The 22,095-nt window shown below is 73.3% G+C and carries 14 protein-coding genes; 12 read left to right on the top strand and 2 right to left on the bottom strand.

Annotated features, from left to right (window positions below; genetic code table 11):
* Positions 1 to 9 precede the first annotated feature (9 nt).
* From K8638_RS15180 to K8638_RS15235, 12 genes are all read left to right on the top strand, one after another.
* Positions 10 to 2,523, top strand: coding sequence for a tetratricopeptide repeat protein (locus K8638_RS15180; RefSeq protein WP_223755234.1), 2,514 nt, complete (start codon positions 10 to 12; stop codon positions 2,521 to 2,523).
* Positions 2,520 to 3,440, top strand: a complete 921-nt coding sequence (locus K8638_RS15185) for a PhnD/SsuA/transferrin family substrate-binding protein (protein ID WP_223755235.1) — start codon at positions 2,520 to 2,522, stop codon at positions 3,438 to 3,440. The genes K8638_RS15180 and K8638_RS15185 overlap by 4 nt, the downstream gene beginning before the upstream one ends.
* A gap of 311 nt (positions 3,441 to 3,751) precedes the next feature.
* Positions 3,752 to 6,271 carry a TonB-dependent siderophore receptor gene (locus K8638_RS15190; protein WP_223755236.1) on the top strand — a complete coding sequence of 840 codons (2,520 nt, stop codon included), beginning with the start codon at positions 3,752 to 3,754 and terminating at the stop codon, positions 6,269 to 6,271.
* Between the two features lie 21 nt (positions 6,272 to 6,292).
* Positions 6,293 to 7,123: a hypothetical protein gene (locus tag K8638_RS15195; RefSeq protein WP_223755237.1), complete on the top strand. Its 831-nt coding sequence runs from the start codon at positions 6,293 to 6,295 to the stop codon at positions 7,121 to 7,123.
* Positions 7,124 to 7,134: 11 nt separating this feature from the next.
* The gene (locus tag K8638_RS15200) at positions 7,135 to 10,404 is read left to right on the top strand and encodes a serine/threonine-protein kinase (RefSeq protein ID WP_223755238.1); all 3,270 of its coding nucleotides are present in this window, start codon (positions 7,135 to 7,137) and stop codon (positions 10,402 to 10,404) included.
* 66 nt (positions 10,405 to 10,470) lie between these two features.
* Positions 10,471 to 12,792: a lantibiotic dehydratase gene (locus tag K8638_RS15205; RefSeq protein ID WP_223755239.1), complete on the top strand. Its 2,322-nt coding sequence runs from the start codon at positions 10,471 to 10,473 to the stop codon at positions 12,790 to 12,792.
* Positions 12,789 to 14,486 carry a hypothetical protein gene (locus K8638_RS15210; RefSeq protein ID WP_223755240.1) on the top strand — a complete coding sequence of 566 codons (1,698 nt, stop codon included), beginning with the start codon at positions 12,789 to 12,791 and terminating at the stop codon, positions 14,484 to 14,486. Before K8638_RS15205 ends, K8638_RS15210 begins: the two co-directional genes overlap by 4 nt.
* Complete coding sequence (locus tag K8638_RS15215; RefSeq protein ID WP_223755241.1) at positions 14,483 to 16,804, top strand: lantibiotic dehydratase; 2,322 nt, start codon at positions 14,483 to 14,485, stop codon at positions 16,802 to 16,804. Before K8638_RS15210 ends, K8638_RS15215 begins: the two co-directional genes overlap by 4 nt.
* A 32-nt stretch (positions 16,805 to 16,836) precedes the next feature.
* Positions 16,837 to 17,298, top strand: a complete 462-nt coding sequence (locus tag K8638_RS15220) for a hypothetical protein (RefSeq protein ID WP_223755242.1) — start codon at positions 16,837 to 16,839, stop codon at positions 17,296 to 17,298.
* Positions 17,299 to 17,493: 195 nt separating this feature from the next.
* Positions 17,494 to 17,895 carry a hypothetical protein gene (locus K8638_RS15225; RefSeq protein ID WP_223755243.1) on the top strand — a complete coding sequence of 134 codons (402 nt, stop codon included), beginning with the start codon at positions 17,494 to 17,496 and terminating at the stop codon, positions 17,893 to 17,895.
* Between the two features lie 3 nt (positions 17,896 to 17,898).
* Positions 17,899 to 18,276: a hypothetical protein gene (locus tag K8638_RS15230; protein WP_223755244.1), complete on the top strand. Its 378-nt coding sequence runs from the start codon at positions 17,899 to 17,901 to the stop codon at positions 18,274 to 18,276.
* 49 nt (positions 18,277 to 18,325) lie between these two features.
* A complete protein-coding gene (locus tag K8638_RS15235) occupies positions 18,326 to 19,441 on the top strand; it encodes an FAD-binding oxidoreductase (protein ID WP_223755245.1) in 1,116 nt (371 codons plus the stop codon).
* Here the strand turns inward: K8638_RS15235 and K8638_RS15240 are convergent.
* Entirely contained in the window at positions 19,407 to 21,230 is a 1,824-nt protein-coding gene (locus K8638_RS15240) for a lipopolysaccharide assembly protein LapB (protein WP_223755246.1), read from the bottom strand. The two genes, K8638_RS15235 and K8638_RS15240, sit on opposite strands and share 35 nt — an antisense overlap.
* 95 nt (positions 21,231 to 21,325) lie before the next feature.
* Positions 21,326 to 22,087 (bottom strand): hypothetical protein, encoded by a 762-nt coding sequence (locus K8638_RS15245; protein ID WP_223755247.1) that lies wholly within the window; start codon positions 22,085 to 22,087, stop codon positions 21,326 to 21,328.
* Positions 22,088 to 22,095 lie beyond the last annotated feature (8 nt).

Below are 22,095 nucleotides of genomic sequence, written 5' to 3' on the forward strand. Positions count from 1 at the left end.
CCACCCCGCATGCGCCGCACACCCCGCACTCCGCCGCCGCGCCGTCTCGCCACGGCGCTCGCGCTGCTGGCCTCGCTGGCCGGCCCTCCCGCGCTCGCGCAGTACCGTCCTCCGCCCATGTCCGAGTCGCAGCGGCTGGTGAAGGAGGGTGAGTCGGCCCAGGTGGCCGCCAGCGCCGCCGCCGCCGAAGGTGACAAGAAGGAGGCCGAGGAGAAGTACCGCAAGGCCCTGGCCCTCTTCGAGCAGGCGCTCGCCACGGAGCCGGGCTCCGTCGCCGCCGCGGCCGGCGTGGGCGCCGCGGCCAACGGGCTCCAGGACTGGCAGCGCACGGTGGACAAGGTGCGGCCCGTGCTGGCGGCGAATCCGCGCGAGCTGTCGCTGGCGTACCCGGTGGGCGTGGCCCTCTACAAGCTGCGCCGCTTCCCCGAGGCGGTGCCGTTGATGGAGCAGGTGGCGGCCGCGGACGCGGCGGAGCACCTCATCGTCCACTACTACCTCGCCAGCTACTACCTCTACGCGCAGCAGGGCGACGCGGCGGTGACGCGGCTGCTGCGCTACCTGGCGCTGCGCCCCGCGAAGCTGGCGCAGAACGACTTCCAGATTCACGAGCTGCTGGGCCGCGCGCACGTGCTGCGCCGGGACGTGGCCGCGGCGCGCGCGGCCTTCCAGCAGGCCCAGGCGGGGCGGCCGGAGTCGCCCTCCGTGCAGCTCGGCCTGGCCAGCGTGCTGGAGCTGGAGGGCCGGGTGCCGGAGGCGCGCACGCTGCTGGAGGGCGTCACCACGCGCTTCCCGCAGGCCGCCGAGCCGAGGGAGAAGCTGGCGCGGCTGTACCTCGCGGCCGGAGACGTGGCTCGGGCGGAGGCCCAGGCGCTGGCGCTGGTGAAGCTGGGCAGCACGCCCGCGGCGCACCTGCTCCTGGGTGACGTGCGGCTGGCGCAGAAGAGCGCGGCGGCCGCGGAGGTGGAGTACCGCAAGGTGCTGCAGCTCCAGCCGGGCCTCGTGCTGGGGCAGATGGCGGTGGGCAAGGCGCTGCAGGCGCAGGGACGCCACGAGGAGGCCATCCAGTTCCTGGAGGCCGCGGTGCGCTCCGGCGCCAACAGCCTGGAGCTGTGGGCCACGCTGGGCTCCGTCAACCGGCGCGCGGGCCGCTTCCAGCGCGCGGTGGAGGTCCACCGGCGCGTGGTGGAGATGGCCCCCCGGCAGGCCCTGGGCTGGGTGCTGCTGGGCGCGGACCACTTCGCCACCGGCCAGTGGGACCAGGCCATCGAGGACTACTCCAACGCCTTGCAGGTGGAGCCGGAGCACCCCGGGGCGAAGCAGTGGCTGGCCCGCGCACTGGCCCACCGCGCCCGCGACAGGGCCGGGGCGGGGCGCCTGGAGGACTCCGTGCGGGATTTGCGCCGCGCGTACGACTTGGAACGCTCCGCCCTCATGGCCCGCCGGCTGGGCGCCGCGCTGCTGGAGACGCGCGCCTTCCCCGAGGCCCGCAGGGTGATGGAGCAGGGCGTCACGCTGCCCGGCGCCACCTGGCGCGAGGGGCTGCTGCTGGGCTACGCGCGGCTGGCCTCGGGCGACGCGCAGGCGGCGCTGGAGTCCTTCACCCGCGCGGGGACGCAGACGGAGGAGCCGGACGAGCAGGCCGAGACGTCCGTGGGCGCCGCGCTGGCGGAGGTGGAGCTGGGGCAGGTGGACGCCGCCGTGCAGCGGCTCACCGCGGTGGGGCCCTCGCGGGCCGCCGCGCAGGTGGCGGGCGCCAACCTTCCACGCGTGCTGGTGCGCCGCGCGCTGGCGCGCCTGGAGGCCGGCGACGCCGAGGGCGCGGACCGGGATTTGGACCTGGTGGACCGGCTGGGCACCGGCAGCCGCGCGGACCTGGCGAAGCTGGCCCTCTTCACCCGCGGCCTGGCGCGCGCGGAGGCGGGGCGCCACGCGGAGGCGAGCGCCGCCCTCAAGCGCGCCCTCGCCCCCGCCCAGCGCTGGGCCTGGCCCAACACCCGCGCCCTCGCGGAGGCCTTCGTCCTCTACAAGAAGGGGCAGGTGCCCGCGGCGCGCAAGCAGCTCGCCGCCGCCTCGAAGAAGCCCATGCCCGGGCAGCCGAAGTGGCTGGCCGCCATGACGGGCGCGCTCCACCGGCGAGAGGCCGGGCTGGCATACGCCGCCGGCAACATGAAGCTGGCGGAGAAGGCCCTCAAGGCCGCGCTCGCCCAGGCCCCGGAGGACGCGCTGGTGCAGCACAACCTGGCCTGCGTGGACTGGCGCAAGGGCCGGGCGGCGAGCGCGCTGGACACCTGGCGCCAGCTGGAGTCCGCCGTGCCGGTGGCCGCCCTCAACCTCGGCATCGACGCGCAGGAGCGCCGCCGCGAGCCCGCCGAGGCCGTGGACGCCTGGCGCCGCTACCTCGCCGCCGGAGCCGGCCCGCGCCTGGCCCAGGTGCGCGAGTGGAAGGAGCGCCTGCAGAGCCTCCATGGCCTCGCGGAGCCTTCCACCAGCGCGCCGGCCGTCACCGCGGAGGAGACCCCATGAAGAAGGCACACCACTTCCTCCTGGCCGGCCTCGTGCTGGCCTGTACCCTGGCCGCCGCCCCCGCGGGCGCGGCCGCGAAGAAGGCCACCCTGGGCGTCTTCCTCGCCACCACCCTGGCGGACGGCCAGGAGCGCTTCCAGTACGCGGAGGCGCTGGCCGCGAGGCTGGGCGACGCGCTGGACCGCCCCGTGGCCGCCAAGAGCTTCGGCCGGTACGAGGACTTCTCCCGCGCCGTGTCCGAGGGGCTGCTGGACTTCGCCGTGGTGGATGCGTGGGCCGCCGTGCAGCTCGGCAACCGCGCGAAGCCGGTGGCCTGGGCCTCCCGCTCCGGCGAGACGCAGCAGCGCTGGGCCATCGTCTCCACCCAGAAGGGCGCCGTGAAGGACCTGGCCGGCAAGCGCCTGGCGCTCGTGAAGGGCGCGGGCCCCTCGGACCCGAAGTTCGTCACCCACGTCGTGCTCGGCGGTGACCTGGACGCGCAGCGTCACTTCAAGGTGACGCCCGTGCCCAACGTGGAGTCCGCCCTGAAGATGCTGGAGGCCCGGGGCGCGGAGGCCGCCCTCGTCCCGCTCGCCCACGTGCCCAAGGACAAGGACGTGCGCGTCCTCTTCCGCAGCGGCCGCATTCCCGGCGCGGTGCTGGTGGACCTGCGGGGCAGCGGGGACGTGCTCACCGGGGTGCTCGCGGCCGTGGGCGCGGTGCCCCCCTTCGACGCCTTCGCCCGCGTCCAGGACCGTGACTTCGAGGACTTCCGCAGGCTCGTCACCCAGGGCCCTCCACGCCGCCAGCCCGTGCTGGCCGAGCCCCCCGACCTGCGCGTGGACGCCGAGGTCCTGGTGCGCTCCGAGGAGCTGGGCCCCGCCCTGCCTTCCTTCGCCGGGGACCTCGCCGTCTCCGCCGAACAGCCCGATGACTGAGGCCTCCGGGCGCACCTGGACCCACCGGGTCCCGGCCAACTTCTTGAGTTTCAGGGAATGAGAGTCGCTGACTTGGCCCAGCAGTGGCTCTGCGGTAGGTTGAAGTCCGACGGCGCGAGCGTTCAGGGGTGGTGCTTTGTCCGAGAGGACGATGACCCCGACGCCGGGCCCGCCAACCCGGGGCGTGCGTACAGGACCGTGGGTGTCCCCCATTCACGGATGTGAGAACGATGCACTCGACTGTGTACCGTGAGCCGCGGAAAGGCGCGGTGAAGGCTCTTCCAGGGCGCCGGGGTGTTCGGGCCCTGTCCATGTCCCTCATGTTGTGCCTGCTGGCCGTCACCGGCCTCGCCGGCACCGAAGCCCGCGCCCAGGACGCCGCGGCGGAGGCTCCGGCCAAGGTGCGCAGGAAGAAGCGCGTGGCCCCCAAGAGCGCCACGACGCCGCGCGCCTCGAAGCCGAAGGGCAAGTCGCGCAAGGCCCAGAAGACGGCCGTCAAGCCGGCCACGCCTCCGGCCGACGCGGAGATTCCCGTCCTGGGCGGGCCGGCCACGGATGATCCGCTCACCGCGACCGAGCCGGTGATGCCGGTGGCGGCCGAGCCGCCCACCCCGATGGCCCCCTCCATGGGGGAGCCGCTGCCCGTGGCGTCGCCGGGCTCGCCCATGGCCACCCCGGCCGTGGGGACGACGGCCACGCCGGTGGAGGCCACGACGGTGCCCGCCAGCGGCACGCTGCCCGCGCCGTCCCCGGTGGCCGCCCCGGCGCCCGCGCCGGCATCCAACGTGCCCATCAGCGCGCCCTTCGCGGAGCCCACCCTGGACCGGCCGCTGCCGCCTCCCTCGGGCCTGGCCGGCGTGGACCCCCTGGCGGGCGGAGACATGGTGGAGGAGTCCATCAACCGCGTGCTGAGCGAGGCGGTGGTGACCACCGCGTCCAAGCGCAACCAGCGCATCGCCGACGTGCCCCTCACGGTGTCCTGGATTCCCGCCGAGGAGCTGGAGGGCACCGGCCAGTTCTCGCTGTGCGAGGCCATCCAGTACTTCCCCGGCATGGAGTGCCGCCGGGGCTCCATGCGCAAGGCGGCGGTGAGCGCGCGCGGTCTGGGCTCCAACTACCTGTCCAACCGCCTGCTGCTCTTGAAGGACGGCCGCCCGCTGACGGACCCGTGGACGGGCCAGTTCTACGCGGACGAGACGACGCCGCTGGTCAACCTCAAGCAGGTGGAGGTCATCCGGGGCCCGGGCTCGTCGCTGTACGGCTCCAACGCCTTCAGCGGCGTCATCAACATCATCGAGCGCCAGCCGGCGGACCTGCTCGCCAAGGGCCGGAACGTGGGCGCCGAGGCGCGGGTGCTGGCGGGCCAGGACCAGACGTGGCGCGTGCACGGCAACGTGGCCGGCCGCGGCGGCCCGGTGGAGGCGCTGCTGGGCTACTACGGCTACGGCTCGGACGGGCCGCAGCTCTTCAACGACCCGCGCGTGGGCCGGGTGGACGACAACCAGGACTCACTGGTGCACCAGGTGAGCGGCAAGGTGCGCGCGGGCCCGCTGGCGCTGGACGCGGACTTCACGGACGCGGAGATTGGCCGCCCGGGCGGCACCAACATCTCCACCGTGGGCAACTGCGGCCGCTGCCACTACACGCCCAACGACTCGGAGTCGGTGCAGAACTTCAACGCCTCCGCCCAGGTGGACACACAGGTGTCGGAGAACCTGCGCCTGTTCGGCCAGGCGTACGGCCTCTTCAAGCGCCGCGACGTGCTGATGGAGAACGCCTTCGGTGGCGACCCGCAGCGCGCCCTGGGCAAGCGCCGGCGGCTGGGCGGCGAGGCTCGCGCGCTCCTGTCCGTGGGCGACCTGAACGTCACCTTCGGCGGCGACGTGAAGCTGGACCAGGTGAACGTGCCCAACGTCCTGCCGGAGCTGACGCTGGACGACACGAAGCAGACCATCATCGGCGGCTTCGTGGACGCGGAGTACCGCCTCTTCAACCGGCTGGTGTTCGGCGCGGGCGCCCGCTACGACCGCTACCAGATTCCCGAGCGCGTCTGGACCCAGCGCACGGACCAGCTTTCGCCGCGCGCCAGCGTCGTCTTCCACGCGGTGCCGGAGTTGCTCACGCTGCGCACCAACTACGGCCGCGCCTTCCGCGCGCCCACGCTGGCGGAGCTGGCCATCAACCAGCAGATGTACGCGGCCACACTGGTAGGCAACGCGGACCTGCGCGCGGAGACGCTGGACACCTTCGAGGCGTCGGTGGACTTCTGGCCCTTCGACCGGAAGGTGCGTCTGACGGGCACGGGCTTCTACAACCTGGCGAAGAACTTCATCAATCAGGAGCTGGTGTTCGGCTCCGTCTCCCAGTTCAAGAACCTGGGCGACGCGCGCGTGCGGGGCTTCGAGCTGGAGGCCGCCGCGCAGATTCCGTCCATCGACTCGTCCTTCGACGTGGCCTACCAGTTCCTGGACGCCAAGACGCTTCCGTACGGCGACGGGCCGGAGACGCCGCTGGACTACGCGCCCGGCCACCGCATCTACGCGCGCGGGCGCACCAACATCGGCAAGGTGGCCTTCGCGGAGCTGTACGCCCTCTTCGTGGGCCCGCGCTACGACCCGGGCTTCCTGGTGGACGAGGCCACGGGCCAGGCCACCACGCGGGTGCAGCTCCCCAGCTACGTCACCGCCAGCGCGCGCGTGGGCTTCAACGTCTACGACGGCGTCTCCGTGTCGTTCCTGGGCTCCAACCTCTTCAACGCCCGGTACGAGGAGTCGCACGGCTTCCCAGCGCCCCCGCAGTCCTTCTTCAGTGAAGTCAAGGTTCGCTACTAGGCCTTGAGTACCGCACCCCACATGGAGCCCGGGGGTCTCCTGCTGATCGCCGACGAGTCGCTTCCTCCCGCGCTGCTGGAGCGGGCGGCTCCGGTGCTGGCGCAGGGAGGGGTGGCCCTCCACCAGGGGCCGGAGCTCCCCTCCGGCCCGCGCCGGCTGGTGCTCTTCGACGGCCGGCTGTCGCCGTCACACGCGGAGTCGCTGCGCCGCGAGCCTCCGCCCCTGCTGCTGGCCACGCGCGGCCCGGACGGACGTCCCGCCGCGTGGGAGGTGCGCCTGCTGGGGGCCCTGCTGCGAGGCGGGGCGCTGCTGCCGGAAGGGGTGGAGGTGGCGAGGCACCGGCTGCGGCGGGTGGCGGACATCGGTGTCACGGGGGCCGCGGCCTCGGCGGCGGTGGGGCAGGCGGGTGGCTCCCGCGTGGCGGCCGGCCTGGTGGGTGACGTGGTGCATGAGTTGGCCGCCAACGCGCTGCTGGATGCTCCGGTGGACGCGCGGGGCCAGCACCGCTACGCGCACCGGCGCACGGAGGTGAGCGAGGTGGCGGAGGAGGACGCCTGCGAGCTGTCCTTCGCGGTGGAGGACGGCCGGATGTGGCTGGAGGTGGTGGACCGCTTCGGCGGCCTGCGTCCGGGGCCCTTCGCCCGTGCGCTGGAGGGGTGGGGCGGGCGCGTGCGGGTGGACGCCTCGGGCGGGGGCGCGGGCCTGGGGCTGCGGCGCATCCTGGAGCACAGCGACACGGTGGCGGTCCGGGTGAGACCCGGCCAGGAATCGCGTGTCTTGTGCGTGGTGGACATGGGAGAGGCGCGCCGCCGCGCCACCCAACCGAAATCGCTGTTGTTCTGTCTGCAATGAGGTCAGGGCCGGTGGATAGCCAGGGTTCCAACGCCATCATCAGCCGGCTCCGCGTGGGTACCATCACCCACGTCCGGATTTCCGGGGTCATCGACGAGACATTCCCACTGACGGCCAGCAGCCCGGAGCTCAGCGGGTTGTTGGTGGTCGACCTGGGACGGGTGGAGCGCATCAGCTCCTTCGGTGTGCGCCGGTGGATTGAGTTCGCCGGCAAGCTGCCTCCCGGGGCCCTGGGGCTGTACGTCGTGCACGCGCCACCGGTGATGGTGGACCAGCTCAACATGGTGGAGGGCTTCGCCGGCGTGGCGCGGGTGCTCTCCGTCCTGGCGCCCTACACCTGCCGCACCTGCAACGAGGACCGGCTGCGGGTGGTGAACCTGCTGGACGACGCCCAGGCCATCGCCGAGGAGCGCGCGCCCGAGCACAAGTGCCCGGTGTGCGCCAACGCGCTGGAGTTCGCGGACCTGCCGGGCGAGTTCTTCGACTACGCGCGCCGCCAGCAGTTCGGCACGGTGGACCCGGTGGTGATGCGCTACCTGCGGGCCAGCATGCCCGCGGAGCAGCCGGAGTTGCAGCAGCACCTGAAAATCGTCCAGGACGACATCACCTACATCACCCTGGCCAGCGCGCTGAAGGGCGACCTCAACGTGCGCCGGCTCGCGTCCGGGCTGGAGGGGCGTGTCGCCTTCGACTTCAGCCACGTGAGCAAGGTGGAGCCGGAGGCGCTGCCCAAGCTGGAGCAGGTGCTGGAGACGGCGGCCCAGGGCGCGCAGGTGGTGCTGTGCCGGGTGCCGCCTCCGGTCCTCGCCGCGCTGGCGCGCTCGTCCCGGCATCCGCCGGTGCGCATGGCCACGCTGTGGCTGCCCTGCGACTGCCGCAACTGCGGGCAGGTGAGCCACCAGCGCATCCAGGCCGCGGACTACCTGGCGCAGCTCCGCGCCCAGCAGTCCGCCGTGGACATCGCGTGCCCCATCTGCGGCGGCGAGGCCCGCGTGCCCCACATGCCCCAGCTCCAGGGCCTGCTGGCGCGCATGCAGCTCACGGACAGGCCGCTGGAGGACATGGAGGCGCTGGAGCCGCGCGCCCTCAGCCAGTACCTCTTCGGCTCCACGAACGTCGACCCCCAGGCGAAGCAGGGCGCCTCCACCGACATCTCCAACTCGCTGGGCAGCACGAAGCTGAACATCATCCGGCGGCTGGGGCAGGGCGGCATGGCGGAGGTCTTCCTCGCCAAACAGGTCGGCGTGAAGGGCTTCGAGAAGTTCGTGGTGATGAAGAAGATTCTCCCGCAGTTCGCGGAGAACCCCGAGTTCGTGGACATGCTGTTCGCGGAGGCGCGCGCCAACGCGCGGCTGACGCACCCGAACGTCGTGCAGACGTTCGACGTGGGCGTGTCCGACGGGGTGGCGTACATCCTCATGGAGTACGTGCGCGGGCCGGACCTCAAGAAGCTGGTCATCGAGCTGCGGCGCAAGGGACTGGCGCTGCCGCTGGAGCACGCGCTGCGCATCGTCGCGGAGGTCGCGGCGGGCCTGCACTACGCGCACAGCTACGTGGACCCGGCGGGCACGCCGCACCCGGTGGTGCACCGGGACGTCAGCCCGCACAACGTCCTCATCTCGCTGGACGGCGCCATCAAGCTGAGCGACTTCGGCATCGCCAAGGTGGCGGGCGAGGAGAACACCCAGGCGGGCGTGCTGAAGGGGAAGATTTCCTACATCTCCCCGGAGGCGGCCTCCGGGCGCACGCTGGACGCGCGCAACGACGTGTTCGCCCTGGGCGTGGTGCTCTTCGAGCTGCTCACGGGCCAGCTTCCGTTCCGCAGGGACCACGACGCGGCCACGCTCAACGCCATCGTTCGCGAGCCGGCGCCGGTGCCTTCGCAGCTCAAGCCTCACATTCCGCAGGACGTGTCCGACCTCATCCTCCGCGCGCTGGTGAAGGACCCGGCGCGGCGCACGCCGTCGGCCGCGGCGATGCGCGAGGAAATCGAGGCGGTGATGGCCCACCACCGGCTCAACTCGTCGCCGGCGGCGGTGGCCCAGTTCTTCAAGGACACGCTGGGGGACCGGCTGGTGGAGTTCGCGCCGTCGACCACCTCGGGCACCGGCAGCCACCCGCGCCCCATGCCGTCGGGCACGGGCAGCGGGAATGTCCACACGGGAGAGATGGCCGCCCCGACGGACGGGCGCACGCCGAACCGGGGCAGTGGCTCGCACCCGGCGACGACGGGCAGTGGCAGCGGCCCGCGTCCGGCGGCGGGCAGTGGCAGTGGCCCCAGGCCCATGACGCCACCTCCCGTCGCCAGCGCGCGTCCGGTGGCCGGCAGCGGAGCGCCTGGTGGCTCCTCGCCCGCGACGCCGCCCCCCGCCAGCGGCCCCCGTCCCCCCGCGAGCGGGAGCGTGCCGCGCGTGGAGCCCCGGGCCGCGGCGGTGCCTCCGCCGGCCTCGCTGCCCGAGCTCCCCGGCCTGGACGTGGACGTGGAGCTGGGCGAGCGCACGGAGGTCCTCCCGCTGATACAGGGACAGCCTCCGCCGCGCGCGGAGGCCCCCGCGGCGCCCCGGCCCGCACCGCCGCCGCGGCCCTCCCAGCCGGCCATGGCGCGCCCCTCCACCACCGGCGTGCCGGCTCATGGCGCGCAGGCGAATGCCGCCGCGCAGGCCCGGGCCCCCGTGCCCACGCGGCCTTCCGTCAGCGTCCCCACGGTTCCGGAGCTCCCGGCCGCCCGTCCCGCTCCGCAGGGGGCCCCGCGGCCTCCCTCGAAGGAGGCCGAGGCGGGCGGGGGCGGGGCCTGGAAGTGGGCCGCGCTGGGGGGGGGCGGGCTGCTGGTGCTGGGCGCGGTGGCGCTGGTGATGCTGCGTGGCCCCGGCTCTCCGTTCGTCAACGTGGAGCCGGGCGAGCACGTCTACGTGGGCGGTGTGCGCGTGGAGGAGGGCTCGGCCTCGTTCGAGTCGCTGACCGGGCCGCTGCTCGTCTCCACGGCGGTGGACGGGAAGCTGCGGCGTTTCGGGACGACCCAGCAGCGGGACGGCATCGACGTGCGCACGCTGGCGGGCGCCACGCATCAGCCTGGAACGCAGGGCCTGCTGAGCGTGGCGGGAAGCGCTCCGGGCTGCCAGGTCCAGGTCGGCGGGGCGATGCTGCCGGGCGTGACGCCGGTGGTGAAGGCGCCCATCGACGCCGGCCGGGAGCTGGAGGTGCTGGTGCGCTGCCCGGGTGGCGTGAGCAAGGTGTGGGTGATGGCCGTGCCGGGGCAGGAAATCGAGGTGAAGGCGCGGTAGAGCAGCGTGGCTGAGCGGCACACCTCCGGGCGCCGCGCGCGCCCCAGGACGAAGGGTGCGTAACCCATGAAGGGCTGGACCCTCTTCCCCCACCTCGTGGTGCGTACCACGGGCTTCCCCTTTGACTGGCTGGAGCGCCTGGGGTGCCCGGAGTCAGCGGCGGGGGCGCGGCGGCTGGCGGCGGAGCAGCGCGCCCTGGAGGCGCTGCGCGCCGAGGGCCCACGAGTGAAGCGCCCGCCGCGCGCGGTACTGGCGGCGCTGAAGGCCGGGCATCCGGTGGACACGGAGGGACTGGAGTCGCCGGAGGTGTTCGCCGCGTGGAACGCGCGCGCCCGGGCGGCCCGAGAGGCGGAGGACGCCTTCGAGTCGGCGCTGGAGCGCGAGTCCGCGGGCGTGGAGGCGGCGCTGGCCGCGCTGCGCATGGAGCCGCGCTTCCTGGAGGCAGTGGCCAGCTCCAGCCCCCCCGTGGCGAAGGACCTGCTGGCGGGGCGTGATGGCGCACGGCTGCGGCGGCAGGTGGCCAGCTACCTGCAGCGTCTGTGCGCGAAGAACGAGACGATGGGCTTCTTCGGCCCCATCAACTACGGCCGGGCGGACGCGGAGGCACCCACGGGGGTGACGCTGCGCTGGTCCGGGCCGGAGGTGCTGGTGGGGCGCAACACCTTCGCGGCCTCATGGCTGGTGCAGGGGCTGGTGCGCGCCATCGCCTTCGACCCGGAGATTTCCGCGTGGCTGGTGCTGCGCCGCAAGGCCTTCGCGGAGGTGCCCTCGCGCAAGGCCGCGCCCCCGCCGGAGAGCACGGACGAGCTGCTGCCGCGGCTGGTGGAGCTGGCGGACGGGACGCGGACGCTGGCGGGGCTGGCGTCGTCACTGGGCGTGGCACCGGGGATGGCGCGCGAGGCGGCGCGGCTGGGCTGTGACAAGGGCCTGCTCACGCACCAGCTCGAGGTCCCCGCCGCCGTGCACCACCCGCTGGACGACCTGGCCGAGCGGGTGGCGGGGGTGCCCTGTCCCGCGGCGCGGCGCCACGTGGAGGGGCTGAGCGCGCTGCTGGAGCTGATGGCCCGGTACGGCGCGGCGGACGCCGCGGGGAAGATGGCGCTGCAAGGGGCCTTCGCGGAGCGGGCACGCGCGCGGTGGGGCGTGGTGCCGCCGTCCGAGCGCGCCTCGGCGTCCGAATCCCACAACTTCTACCAGGACCGGCTGCCGCTCCGGGAGGAGTGCGGGGGAGACCTGCGGGTGGAGGTTGGCGGCGAGCGCGCCCGCGAGCTGGTGTCGCGGCTGGAGCCCGCCCTGGCGTGGATGGGCGAGGCGGCGCGCCGCACGCGCGAGGCGGCTCGGGCCGCGGTGGCGGGGCTGGTGGGGGCGCGCACGGTGCCCTTCTGGAAGGTGGTGGCCGCGTACGCGGACCGGCCGGTGCCCTCGGACACGTCGGTGGCGGAGGTGCTCGCGGGGGCCATTCCCGACGCGGCCGCGCGCCACGTGGAGCTGGGCGGAGTGGCGGCGCCGCCGGCGCCGGAGGATGCGCGGGCGCTGCCGCTCGTCACCTCGGTGGACCTGCTGGTGGGCGCGAGGGACGTGGAGGCGTGGAGCCGGGGCGACTACGAGCTGGTGATGGGCGACGTGCACGACACGGCCCTGGTGTGGGGCTGGGCGCTCCAGTTCCACGAGGCGCGCGGCAAGGTGGAGAGCGGAATGGTGCGGGCGCTGGGAGCGCTGCCGCGGCCCCTGCCGCTGGTGACGGTGCTGGCGTCGCGGCGCACGGGGCTGCTGCCTTCGGAGTTTCCGGGCCCGGTGGTGGAGCTGGGCGGGGTGAGCGCGCGGGCCTCCGGGTGGCGGCTGCCGCTGGACGACCTGTTCGTGGAGAGTGATGGGAAGAGCGCGCGGCTGGTGTCGAAGCGGCTGGGCTCGGAGGTGTGCCTCTACAACGGCGAGCTGGAGAGCCTGGTGCACACCGCCTTCGCGCTGCCCCGCATCCGCCCGCTGCGTGTGTCGCAGGGGGCGCATACGCCCCGGCTGACGCTGGGTGGGGTGGTGGTGCAGCGCGAGCAGTGGCGGCTGGGCGCGGAGGAGCGGGAGGTGTTGCTCGCATGCCGGGACGACCGGGCGCGGCTGCGAGCGGCGGTGGCCCTGTGGGCGGCGCGGGGGATGCCTGACTGCGTCTTCGCGAAGTTCAAGGACGAGCGGAAGCCCGTGCTGGTGGACGTGCGCAGCCCGCCGCTGCTGCGCGTCTTCCTCAACCTGCTGGAGCAGAAGACGGACGTCGTCCTCTCGGAGATGCGGCCCGCGCCGGACCAGCTCTGGCTCCGGGGACCGGGAGGCCGTCACACGGTGGAGCTGCGGTGCACGCTGCTGTGGGGAGCACCGTCGCCGGAGGCCCGGGAATGAAGCTGCTGGTGCTGCCACCACACCGGGACGTGACGCTCATCCCGGAGGCGCCCGAGGGCTGGCACCTCGTGGACGTGGCCCGGGACTTCTGCCGGCGCATCCTCTCCGATGCGGCGATGACAGAGGCCTCCGAAGCCCGCGAGGCGGCTCCCGCCACGGCGGAGTCGATGCGCGAGCTGCTCCTGCTGCGCGCGGCCCGCACCCTGTCTACGCGCGAGGAGCGCGGCGGAAACACCGGGCTCCGGGCCCTGGGGGCGGTGCTCACGGCCCTTTCGGGGCCTCCGAATGGCGTGCGCCTGCGGCTCGACGACCTGGAGTTGGAGGAGGGCACCACCGAGCGGAGCGCGGACGTGCTGCGCGCGGTGGGCCAGCCCGCGCCCTACGCGGAGGACCTGGCCCGGGCGGCCGAGCGCTTCACGGAAGCGGAGCGGGTGCGCCTCTGGCTGGAGCGGGACCAGCAACTCCCGGCGACGGCATGGCTCGCCCGGGCCTGTCCGCCCGAGGTGGTTCTGGAGGTCGCCGGGCCCTTCGCGGTGGCCCACCGCAAGGTGCTGTCCCGCCTGCCCATGCTCCAGCGGGCGGTGTTCGTCGATGCGACCGCGCCCCTCCGCTGGCGCGTGGCTCCGCTGACGGGTGCCCCCGGGCCGGAGTCGCTCGTGTGGATTCCCGAGGCCCTGGACCTGTGTGTCACCACGCCCTGGCCTCCAGACGATGGGCGCGGCTGGGTGACGCTGGGGGAGGAGCGCGGGCCGAAAGACCTGCGGGCGCTGACGGCGGGGCAGGAGTTCGGCGTCTGTACCCCGGACGAGCTGCGAGGCTTCACGGGGGGAGCCCCCTGGGGCGGCCACGTGGAGCTCGACAGTCTCGTGCATGCGGACGCCCTGGTGGCGAGCGGCTGCCGCGTGGCGGTGGTGGGCTTCTGCGCGGCGCGCGGCGAGGACGTGTTGGATACCTTTGGCGGCCGGCTGCATTCGGAGGAACTCGCGCGGGGAGCCGAGCGGTTGAGGGCCGCGGGCGTGCGGGTCGTCGCGGAGTGGTGGGTGGGAGCGCCGGGCGTGGACACGGCGATGCTGGAATCGACGCTGGCGGCGCTCGACGCGAAGCCCCTGTTCCACCACATGGCCGGAGTGCGTCCCTTTCACTGGCCGATGCACCAGCGGCACGTGGACCGTCGGTTCCGCTGGCGCATCGGCCAGCTGCGAAATCCGGCCGCGGACCGGGACCTCGCGCGGAGCTGGCCCTTCGATGCTCCGGCCACGCTCTCGGGCTTCCAGCTCCAGGAGATGCTCACGGCCCTGTCCACCCGGCTGATGCAGCGAGCGCCCCTGAACCCGGGCCGTGTCGCCGCCGCCTACCTCCATGGACCCACGCGTGCGGAGCGTGAGCCGCCGGCGGAAGAAGGGAGCGCGGCCCGGGCGCCAGGCATGGGAAGCCAGCCCCTCCGCCTGGACGACGACTGCGCGCTGCTCCAGCTCCCGGCCGCGTTGGACGGAGCGCCGAAGCCCACGTGGTACGCGGCGAACCTGCGCACGGGCACGGTGCTCGCGATGGACGCGCGCCTCGCGCCGAAGCTGGCTGGCCTGACGCGGCCCGCGCATGTGGCCGACGTGCTGGGCGCCGTCCCCGAGGCCCAGCGGGGCAGGCTGGTGGACACGCTGGTGGCGAAGTCCGTCCTGACGAGGGTGCACGGATGAGTGAGACCTGGACGCTGGGCGAGGTGTTCGTACTGCGCCACGCGGGCTTTCCTTTCGACTGGCTGGAGTCGCTCGGCCTGTCCGCGGAGCTGCTGGAGGAGACCACCCGGCTGCTGGAGGACGAGGACGCGCTGCTCGCCGCGGTGCGTACAGGAGGCGGTGACGCCGACGCCCAGGCCCTCCAGGAGTCCCTCGCCCGGGGCCGCGAGCCCATGCTCAAGCCGCGCCATGGCCCCGCGGCCCGGGACGCGCTGGCGCGCTACAAAGCGCGCCGCGATTCACTCCAGGCCCGCTACGCCGAGGAGCGCAAGGCCCTGCGCCCGCGCCTGCGTGAGCGGGCGGCGGACCCGGCCATCCAGGAGGCGGTGTTCCTCTCCAGCCCGGCCATGTTCGACAACGTCTGGACGCGCTACCTGCGAGGCGGCGACCGGCCGGACACCTCCGACGCGCGCCGGGTGGAGCGGCAGGTCTACACGTACCTGCAGCGCTTCTGCGCGAAGAACGAGACGACCAGCTTCTTCGGCCCCATCTCCTACGGAGAGCGCACCACCGAGGACGGCTACGACGTGCGCACGGTACCGAGCGGCAACACGCGCCGCCGGACGTTCTTCTCCTTCTGGGCGGTGACGGAACTGGCCCGCGCGGTGGGCCGCGAGCGGGCGCTGCGCGCGCACCTCCCGCTGCGTCTCAATCCGCTCTTCAAGGTGACTCCGGGCCGCGCCGCGTGCGAGCCGCTGAAGCTGGACGTGCCCCTGTCTCCCCAGGCGGAGAATCTCCTGTCCGTGCTGCGCGAGCATCCGACGCCGGAGGAGGCGGCGCGGGTGCTGGGGGTGGCGGTGGCGGACGTGGAGCGGCAGGCGCTGCCGCTGGTGAAGACGGCGCTGCTGCTGTGGGGCCTGCCGTTCCGGCCGAACGACTTCAGCACGTTCGAGAGCGTGCGCGACGCGGTGGCCGCGCTGCCGGAGTCCGAGGCCCGGGGCCGCTGGCTGGAGCGGCTCGACGCGCTCGCGCGCCTGAGGGCCGGCTTCGAGACGGCGGACCTGGCCCACCGCCGCGAGCTGCTGCCGCGCCTGGAGGCGGCCTTCACGGAGGCCACCGGCAAGCCGGCGCGGCGCGGGGAAGGGCAGGTCTACGCGGATCGGCTCATCATCTATGAGGAGGCCAGCTCACCGTTCCGCCTGCGCTTCGGCGAGCGCTTCACCGCGGAGCTGGAGGCCGCGCTGACGGGCGCGCTGGAGCTGTCAGCCGCGTACGGGGAGAAGGTGCAGCGCGGCTTCCGCGAGCAGGTGCGTGACGCGCTGGGCCCGGACGCGCGGCCCATGGACCTCCTCGAGTACGCGGTGCGGCTGCGGCCGGACACCGTGTCGGGGAGCCGCTTCTCGCCGGTGCCTCCGGTGCTGCTCGACGAGGACGGGGCGCGCGCCCGGGCGCTGCCCGTGGACTTCCTGGGCACGTCCACGCCGGGAGGCCGGTACGCGCTGCCGGACGTGTGCCTCGCGGCGAAGCCGGACGGCGGCGGCTTCGAGGTGATGCTGGCGCGCGTCCACCACCACCTGCTGCTGTGGAGCTGGCTGAGCGCCTTCCAGCCGGAGCGCGAGCGGTACGCCTCGGTGGCCTCGCGCTGGCTGGACGCGGACCCCGCCGCGCGGGGGCTGGTGGGCCTGTCCATCCGCCGGCGCAACAAGGGCTTCTACGTCTTCCCGGGACGGCGGCTGGTGTACTCGGTGTCGGACGTGCTGGACGTGGAGGAGGGCGCGCTGACGCCGGCCGACGTGCGGGTGGCGCCCACGCCGGAGGGGCCGGTGCTGACGGACGGCACGGGCCAGCGGCTGAGCCTCTACCTCCCGCTGGACGACTTCTCCTCGTACCCGCCCTTCGCCGCGCTGGCGCACGCCCAGGTGCTGCACGCGCCGCTGCGCACGAGGGGCAGCCACCTGCCGCGGCTGAGCGTGGGCGGCGCGGTGTACCAGCGCGAGCGGTGGGAGTTGCCCGCCGAGCGGCTGGCGGGGCCGGCGGGCTTCGACCTCTTCCTCGCGGTGCAGCGCGAGCGGCGGGCGGGCGGGTGGCCCCGCTTCGTGTTCATGCGCAGCTCGAAGGAGCGCAAGCCGTACCTCATCGACACGGCGAGCCCCTTCGCCCTGGACCTGCTGTCCCATCTGGCGCGGGAGGCGGAGCGGCTGTCGGTGGAGGAGATGTACCCGGCCCCGGAGCAGCTCTGGCTGAAGGACGCGCGGGGCCGCTTCACCTGCGAGCTGCGGATGCAATTCACCCGCTGGAGCCAGGGAACCCCCGTACCCGGCCCCGGAGGGCTGGGGTAGGATGACGCGCCCCTAACTTCTGGAGAAAGCCCATGGCCGGAGAGAACGAGGTCGTCCCGCAGCCGCGGAAGCTGAAGAAGCCGGTGGAAGAGATTCGCGCGGAGCTGATGGCCGACCCGGATGTGAAGGAACAGGCCCGGATGCTGAAGATCGACGTGGAGGCCTACGTCGCGAAGATCATCGACTACGCCCAGTACCCGGAGAAGCCGGCTCAGCTCAAGATCACCCCGGACGAGGAGCTCAAGGCGAGAGACCCCAGCGTCCCCACCGTCGAGGAGCTCCAGGGGTACCTGCAGAAGGTCGTCGACGGCGAGGTGATGCTCAACCGCGCCCAGCAGCTCGACGGCTTCAACAAGGAGGACCCGGACGCGCGCTTCAAGTCGGCGCTCGCGTCGGATCAGGTCCAGAAGGGCGCCCCCGAGGCTCGCAAGGGCCTGTCCCCCACCGCCGTGCAGGCCGCGGACGCCAAGAAGTCGCCGCCCAGGGGAAGCTGAGGCGCACGCGCGGGGACGGGAGTCCCCGGGATTTTTCCCGTCCCCAGTGTGCCCAAGTCCCTGGATTCCCTGGAGCCCCAAGGAGGTCGTCGGGTTTTTTCGGGGTAACACGGAACAAATAAGCCGAGCGTCCGACAATTCCATCAACAGGAACACACGCTGGCCGCACGGCGGCCCCGAACAAAGGATCTGACCATGGGTGGAATCGGCAAGGCTCTTGGCAAGGTGATGGACGTCGTCAAGCCGTTCGTCTCGGCCGTCAACCCGCTGCTCGGCGCCGCGATGGGCTTCGCCAGCGGCCTGATGCAGGGCAAGAACCCCCTGCAGGCGCTGATGGGTGCGGCCACCGACCTCATCCCGGGTGGCAACATCTTCGGGAACGTCCTGGGCAAGTTTGGCGGCTCCGCGCTGATGGACGGCATGGGCGGCAACAGCCTGCTGAGCGGCGCGCTCAACCTGGCCTCCGGCAAGGGCAAGGTCACCGACATCATCGGCGACCTGCTCAAGAGCACCAAGAAGGAGGAGCTCACGCAGCAGGGCCGCGAGAACGCCACGGAGCTGTCCGCTCAGCGCATGGCCCAGCTGCTGTTCCAGTAATCCATGACGCCCATCCCCTTCGTTCCAGAGCTGCACTTCGAGCAGGTGAAGGACTGGCTGCAGCACTGGAACGAGCTGATGGTCCCGGAAGCTCTTCCGAAGACCGGCTTCATCATTCCCGGCAAGGCCGCGGGTTTCCTGTACCGCACGGACAGCTCGATGGCCCTCATCGAGAACCTCGTGGCCGCGCCGGGGCTGCCGAAGGACGAGCGCAACGTGGCCGTGGACGCCATCGTCGCCGCCGTGTGCGAGGAAGCGGCGCGGCAGGGCTTCAAGATGCTGCTGGGCTACACGCTGCTGGACGCGGTGGTGAAGCGCGCGGAGCGCACCGGCTTCGTCTACGTGGGAGGCAACTTCCACCTCGTGGCCCGCCCGCTGTGAGCGGAGTCCTGGTGCCAGGAGGGAGCAGGGCCCACCCGGGCCCGTCCACATGAAGCCAGGCACCGACATCCTGATTCTCGGAGCTGGCGTCGTCGGCCTTTCGGCCGCGCGCCGGCTCGTCTCTTCTGGGGCGAGCGTCACCGTCCTGGACGCCGTGCACCCCGGAGGCCGGGGCTCGCGCGCCGCCGCCGGGGTGGCCATTCCTTCCGTCCGCCTGTGGGAGGACGCGGACATGCTCGCGTTCGCCCGCGCGGGCCGCGCCACCCTGGCCGAGGACCTCGCCTCGCTCCCGGAAGGCCCCACGCTGCGCCGGGGGCACGGCATCCTCCGCGTCGCCACGGACGCGAAGTCCCGGGACGCGCTGGCGGACAAGGCCTCGAAGGACCCGGAGGGCCCCGGCACGTGGGTGGATGCCGCGAGGCTCGTGGCGCTGGAGCCCGCGCTGGAAGGCACGCCCCTCTTCGGCGCCTTCGAGAGCGGGCACGGCCACATGGTGGACACGGAGGGCTACGTCAACGCGCTCCTGGCCGCCGGGGCGCGCGCGGGAGTGCGACTGCGCCTGGGCGAGGCCGCGCGCTCCGTCACGGAGACGGACGGCGGAGTCGAGGTTCGGACGGACGGGGGAACGCTTCGAGCGGACCAGCTCATCGTCAGCGCGGGCCCGTGGTCGGCCGGCCTGGCGGGCCTGCCGGCACTGCCGCTGAAGCCGGTGCGCGGGCAGATGCTGGTGGTGCACCAGCCGGGCCTGCACCTCACGCGTGTCGTCTCCGGCCCTTCGTACCTGGCGCCCTGGCGCTCGGGGGAGATTGTCGTCGGCGCCACGGAGGAGGACGCGGGCTTCTCGGAGCACGTGACGCCCGCGGGCCTGCTGCACCTCAGCGCCACGGTGGCGAAGCTGGCGCCGCGCCTGCGGGACGCCCGCTTCGTTCGCGCCTGGGCCGGGCTGCGCGCGGTGACGGTGGATGGGCGGCCCTACATCGGCCGCTTCCCGGGCACGCTGCGCACCTTCGTCGCGACGGGACTGGGCGGGCAGGGCATCCTCACCGGCGCGCTCACGGGGGCCTCCGTCACGGAGCTCCTGGCACACGGCCGCTGTGACGCGGTCGCTCCGTTCGACCCCGCGCGCCTCGTCAGTACAGGCTCACCAGGTCGAACGGGCGGTTGAGCTTCGTCCGTGCTCGCGGCAGCGCGGCGTGCACCGCCTTCACGTCCCCGCGCTCCAGCGCATCCGTCAGGGTGGCGGTCTCCTTCGGCCAGGTGGTGCTGGCCCGGGCGCAGCGCAGGGCCTCCGTCCAGTCGGTGCGGCCGGCGGCCACCGCGAGCCCCGCGAGGCTCTCCGCCGTCTTCAGCGGGTCTCCCACGGCGCGCGCGTGCTCCTCCGCGCGGGCGAACCACTCCACGGCGGAGGCGTGCTGCTGCTCGTCCAGGAAGAGGCGCCCCAGCTCCGCGGCGATGACCTGCCGGTGGAACGAGTCCCCCAGCGCGTCCGCGTTGGCGTACGCCTCGGTGAAGTGGGCCACGGCGGCGTCGCGCTCGCCCGCGGCCAGCTCCAGTCCGGCCAGCCGGTAGCGGTGGTGCTTGGCGAAGTTGACGCCCCACCGCGCGCTGATGGCCTCGAAGCGCCGCCACGTGGCGATGGCGTCCCCGTACTGCCGCGCCGTCTCCTGAAGGTAGCTGGCGTTGGAGATGAGGTTGATTTTCAGGTGCGTGGCGCTGGCGTCATGCAGGTCGCCCACGCAGCGCATGGCGAGCTTCTCCTCCACCAGCGCCTTGTCCAGCTTGCGCTCCTGGAACCAGGTGAGCGCGCAGACGTTGCGCAACCAGCCCTCCTGGAGCGCGCGGTCCGGCGACGTGCAGCGCTCCAGCGCGGCCACGCCCGCCTCCACCTCGGCGCGCGCGTTCGGGAGCTGCCCGAAGCGCTTGGTCAGCGTGAGCGCGCGGAACATGTGCAGCCGCGCCACCAGCTCCGGCGGCACGCGGCACGCCAGTCCCCGGGCGAAGGCCTCCATGGCCGCGTCGTGCGCGCCGGTATAGACGTGCACCACGCCCATGCTCCGCGCGAACAGGGCGCGCAACTCCTCCACGTCCCCCAGGCTGCTCCGGTCGATTTCGATGGCCGGCGTGGAGAAGCCCGTGTCCAGCGCGTCCCACGCCTGGGCGACGCGCGAGGGCAGCGCCGCGTCCGCGTCCCCGTCCAGCAGCGCCAGCCCCTGCTCCGCGGCCAGCATCGCTCCCTCGTAGTTGGTGGTGAAGAAGCAGCTCCGGATGGCGAGGATGGCCGCGGCCACGCGGTCCTCCCGCGCCTGCGAGCCGTCCACCACCAGCTGCAGGTAGCGCCCCTCCAGGTCCACCGCGGGCTCCACGGCGCGCGAGGACACCGGCCCCGGCCCCGAGGCGCGCGGCGCCCGCATCCGGTCGCAGAGCGAGTCCAGGTACGCCCGCCGCCGGGACTCGAAGCCCACCGCGCCATGCGGACGGCGCACGTTCCACCCGGTGAGCAGCAGCGTGCCGTCCAGCCCCTCCAGGCGGCTCCACTCAGCGGCGCGCATCACCGCGCGCAGGCTGACCAGGTCGCACTCGCCCGCGCCGTGCAGCACCAGCGGGCGGCCACAGGCGCGCAGCGTCTCGACGATGGCCTTCGCCGCCACGTTGAGCACCCAGAACATCTGCTCGGACTCGCGGTGGAGCCGGCGCTCGGACGGCGTCAGCGCCAGGTCGCTCAGGTCCGGCACGCCGTCGATGGCGCCCGGGAAGAGCCGGTTCCACTCGGAAGGGTGGGCTCGGGACAGGGCACGCACCACGTCCGGAGCGGCGTCCTCGCACGCGCGCAGCACCTTCCGCAGGCCACCGAAGGCCACCGGCAGGGCTCCCCCCACGTCCACCTCCAGGGCACGAGAGGGGATGACCGGGGGGACGTCTCCCGCAACGGAGACCGCCAGTGCGCTTTTTCCCATGGCGCTGATCTTCACACTGTCTCAAGAACTGAGCAATCGCTGGAGAACCCGTAAGGCCGCACTCGGCGCGGCGGTCGGTGCGAGGCGGCGACGGGTCATCCGGGACCGGGCGTCTCGGGTACGCCACGGCTGTAATGGAGGATGAGGCGGGGGAGCCACCCGTCCAGGTTCCTGCAGCGGCGCAGGGTGGTGAGGTTCATCTCCTTGTAGGGGATGCCGCGCGCGCCCCGGCCGTAGTAGTGGACGACCCAGGCGTTATCGAGCAGCCACTCCACCTGGTCCTCGGACAGGCGCAGCTCGCCCACGAAGCCGCTCTCGGAGGGCCAGTTGAGGCGGCCGGTGGGGAGCCGCTCCACGGGGAATCGGCCGGAGTCGATGACGCGGTTGACCAGCGTCTGGTCCGTCCAGTGGTCCCACTGGGTGTCGGGCACGCCCTTCATCGCGGTGAGCCACGCCGCGGCGAACGGGGAGCCCGGTGGGCTGGCGCAGATGCCGGCGCAGCGGCGGCGCGGGTCCCAGCACTCCTCGCCAATGGTGAAGCGCTCCACGTCCGGCAGGGGGCGGAGGGAGAGGGTGTCGAAGGCGTCCAGGTACCAGCCTCCATGGCGGTGGAGCGCGAAGGCCCGCATGCGCCGCGCGGCGATGTCCATCCGTGTCGTCTGCAAGGTGTCGAAGTACTGCGTCAGGTCCTCGAAGTGGGCCTTGGGCAGCAGCGGCTGGTAGCGGGGGATGCTCTCCGGGTCGCAGTAGATGCGGACGACGGCGTCGCGGTTGTGGGACATGGCCGAGCGGACGGCGGCAACCAGGCTGGGCCGGACGGTGTGGTCGTGGAAGCAGAAGGTGAGGGCGGACGTCATGGCGGGCC

It is taken from the genome of Myxococcus sp. RHSTA-1-4, assembly GCF_020037125.1.
Classification (GTDB): Bacteria; Myxococcota; Myxococcia; order Myxococcales; family Myxococcaceae; genus Myxococcus.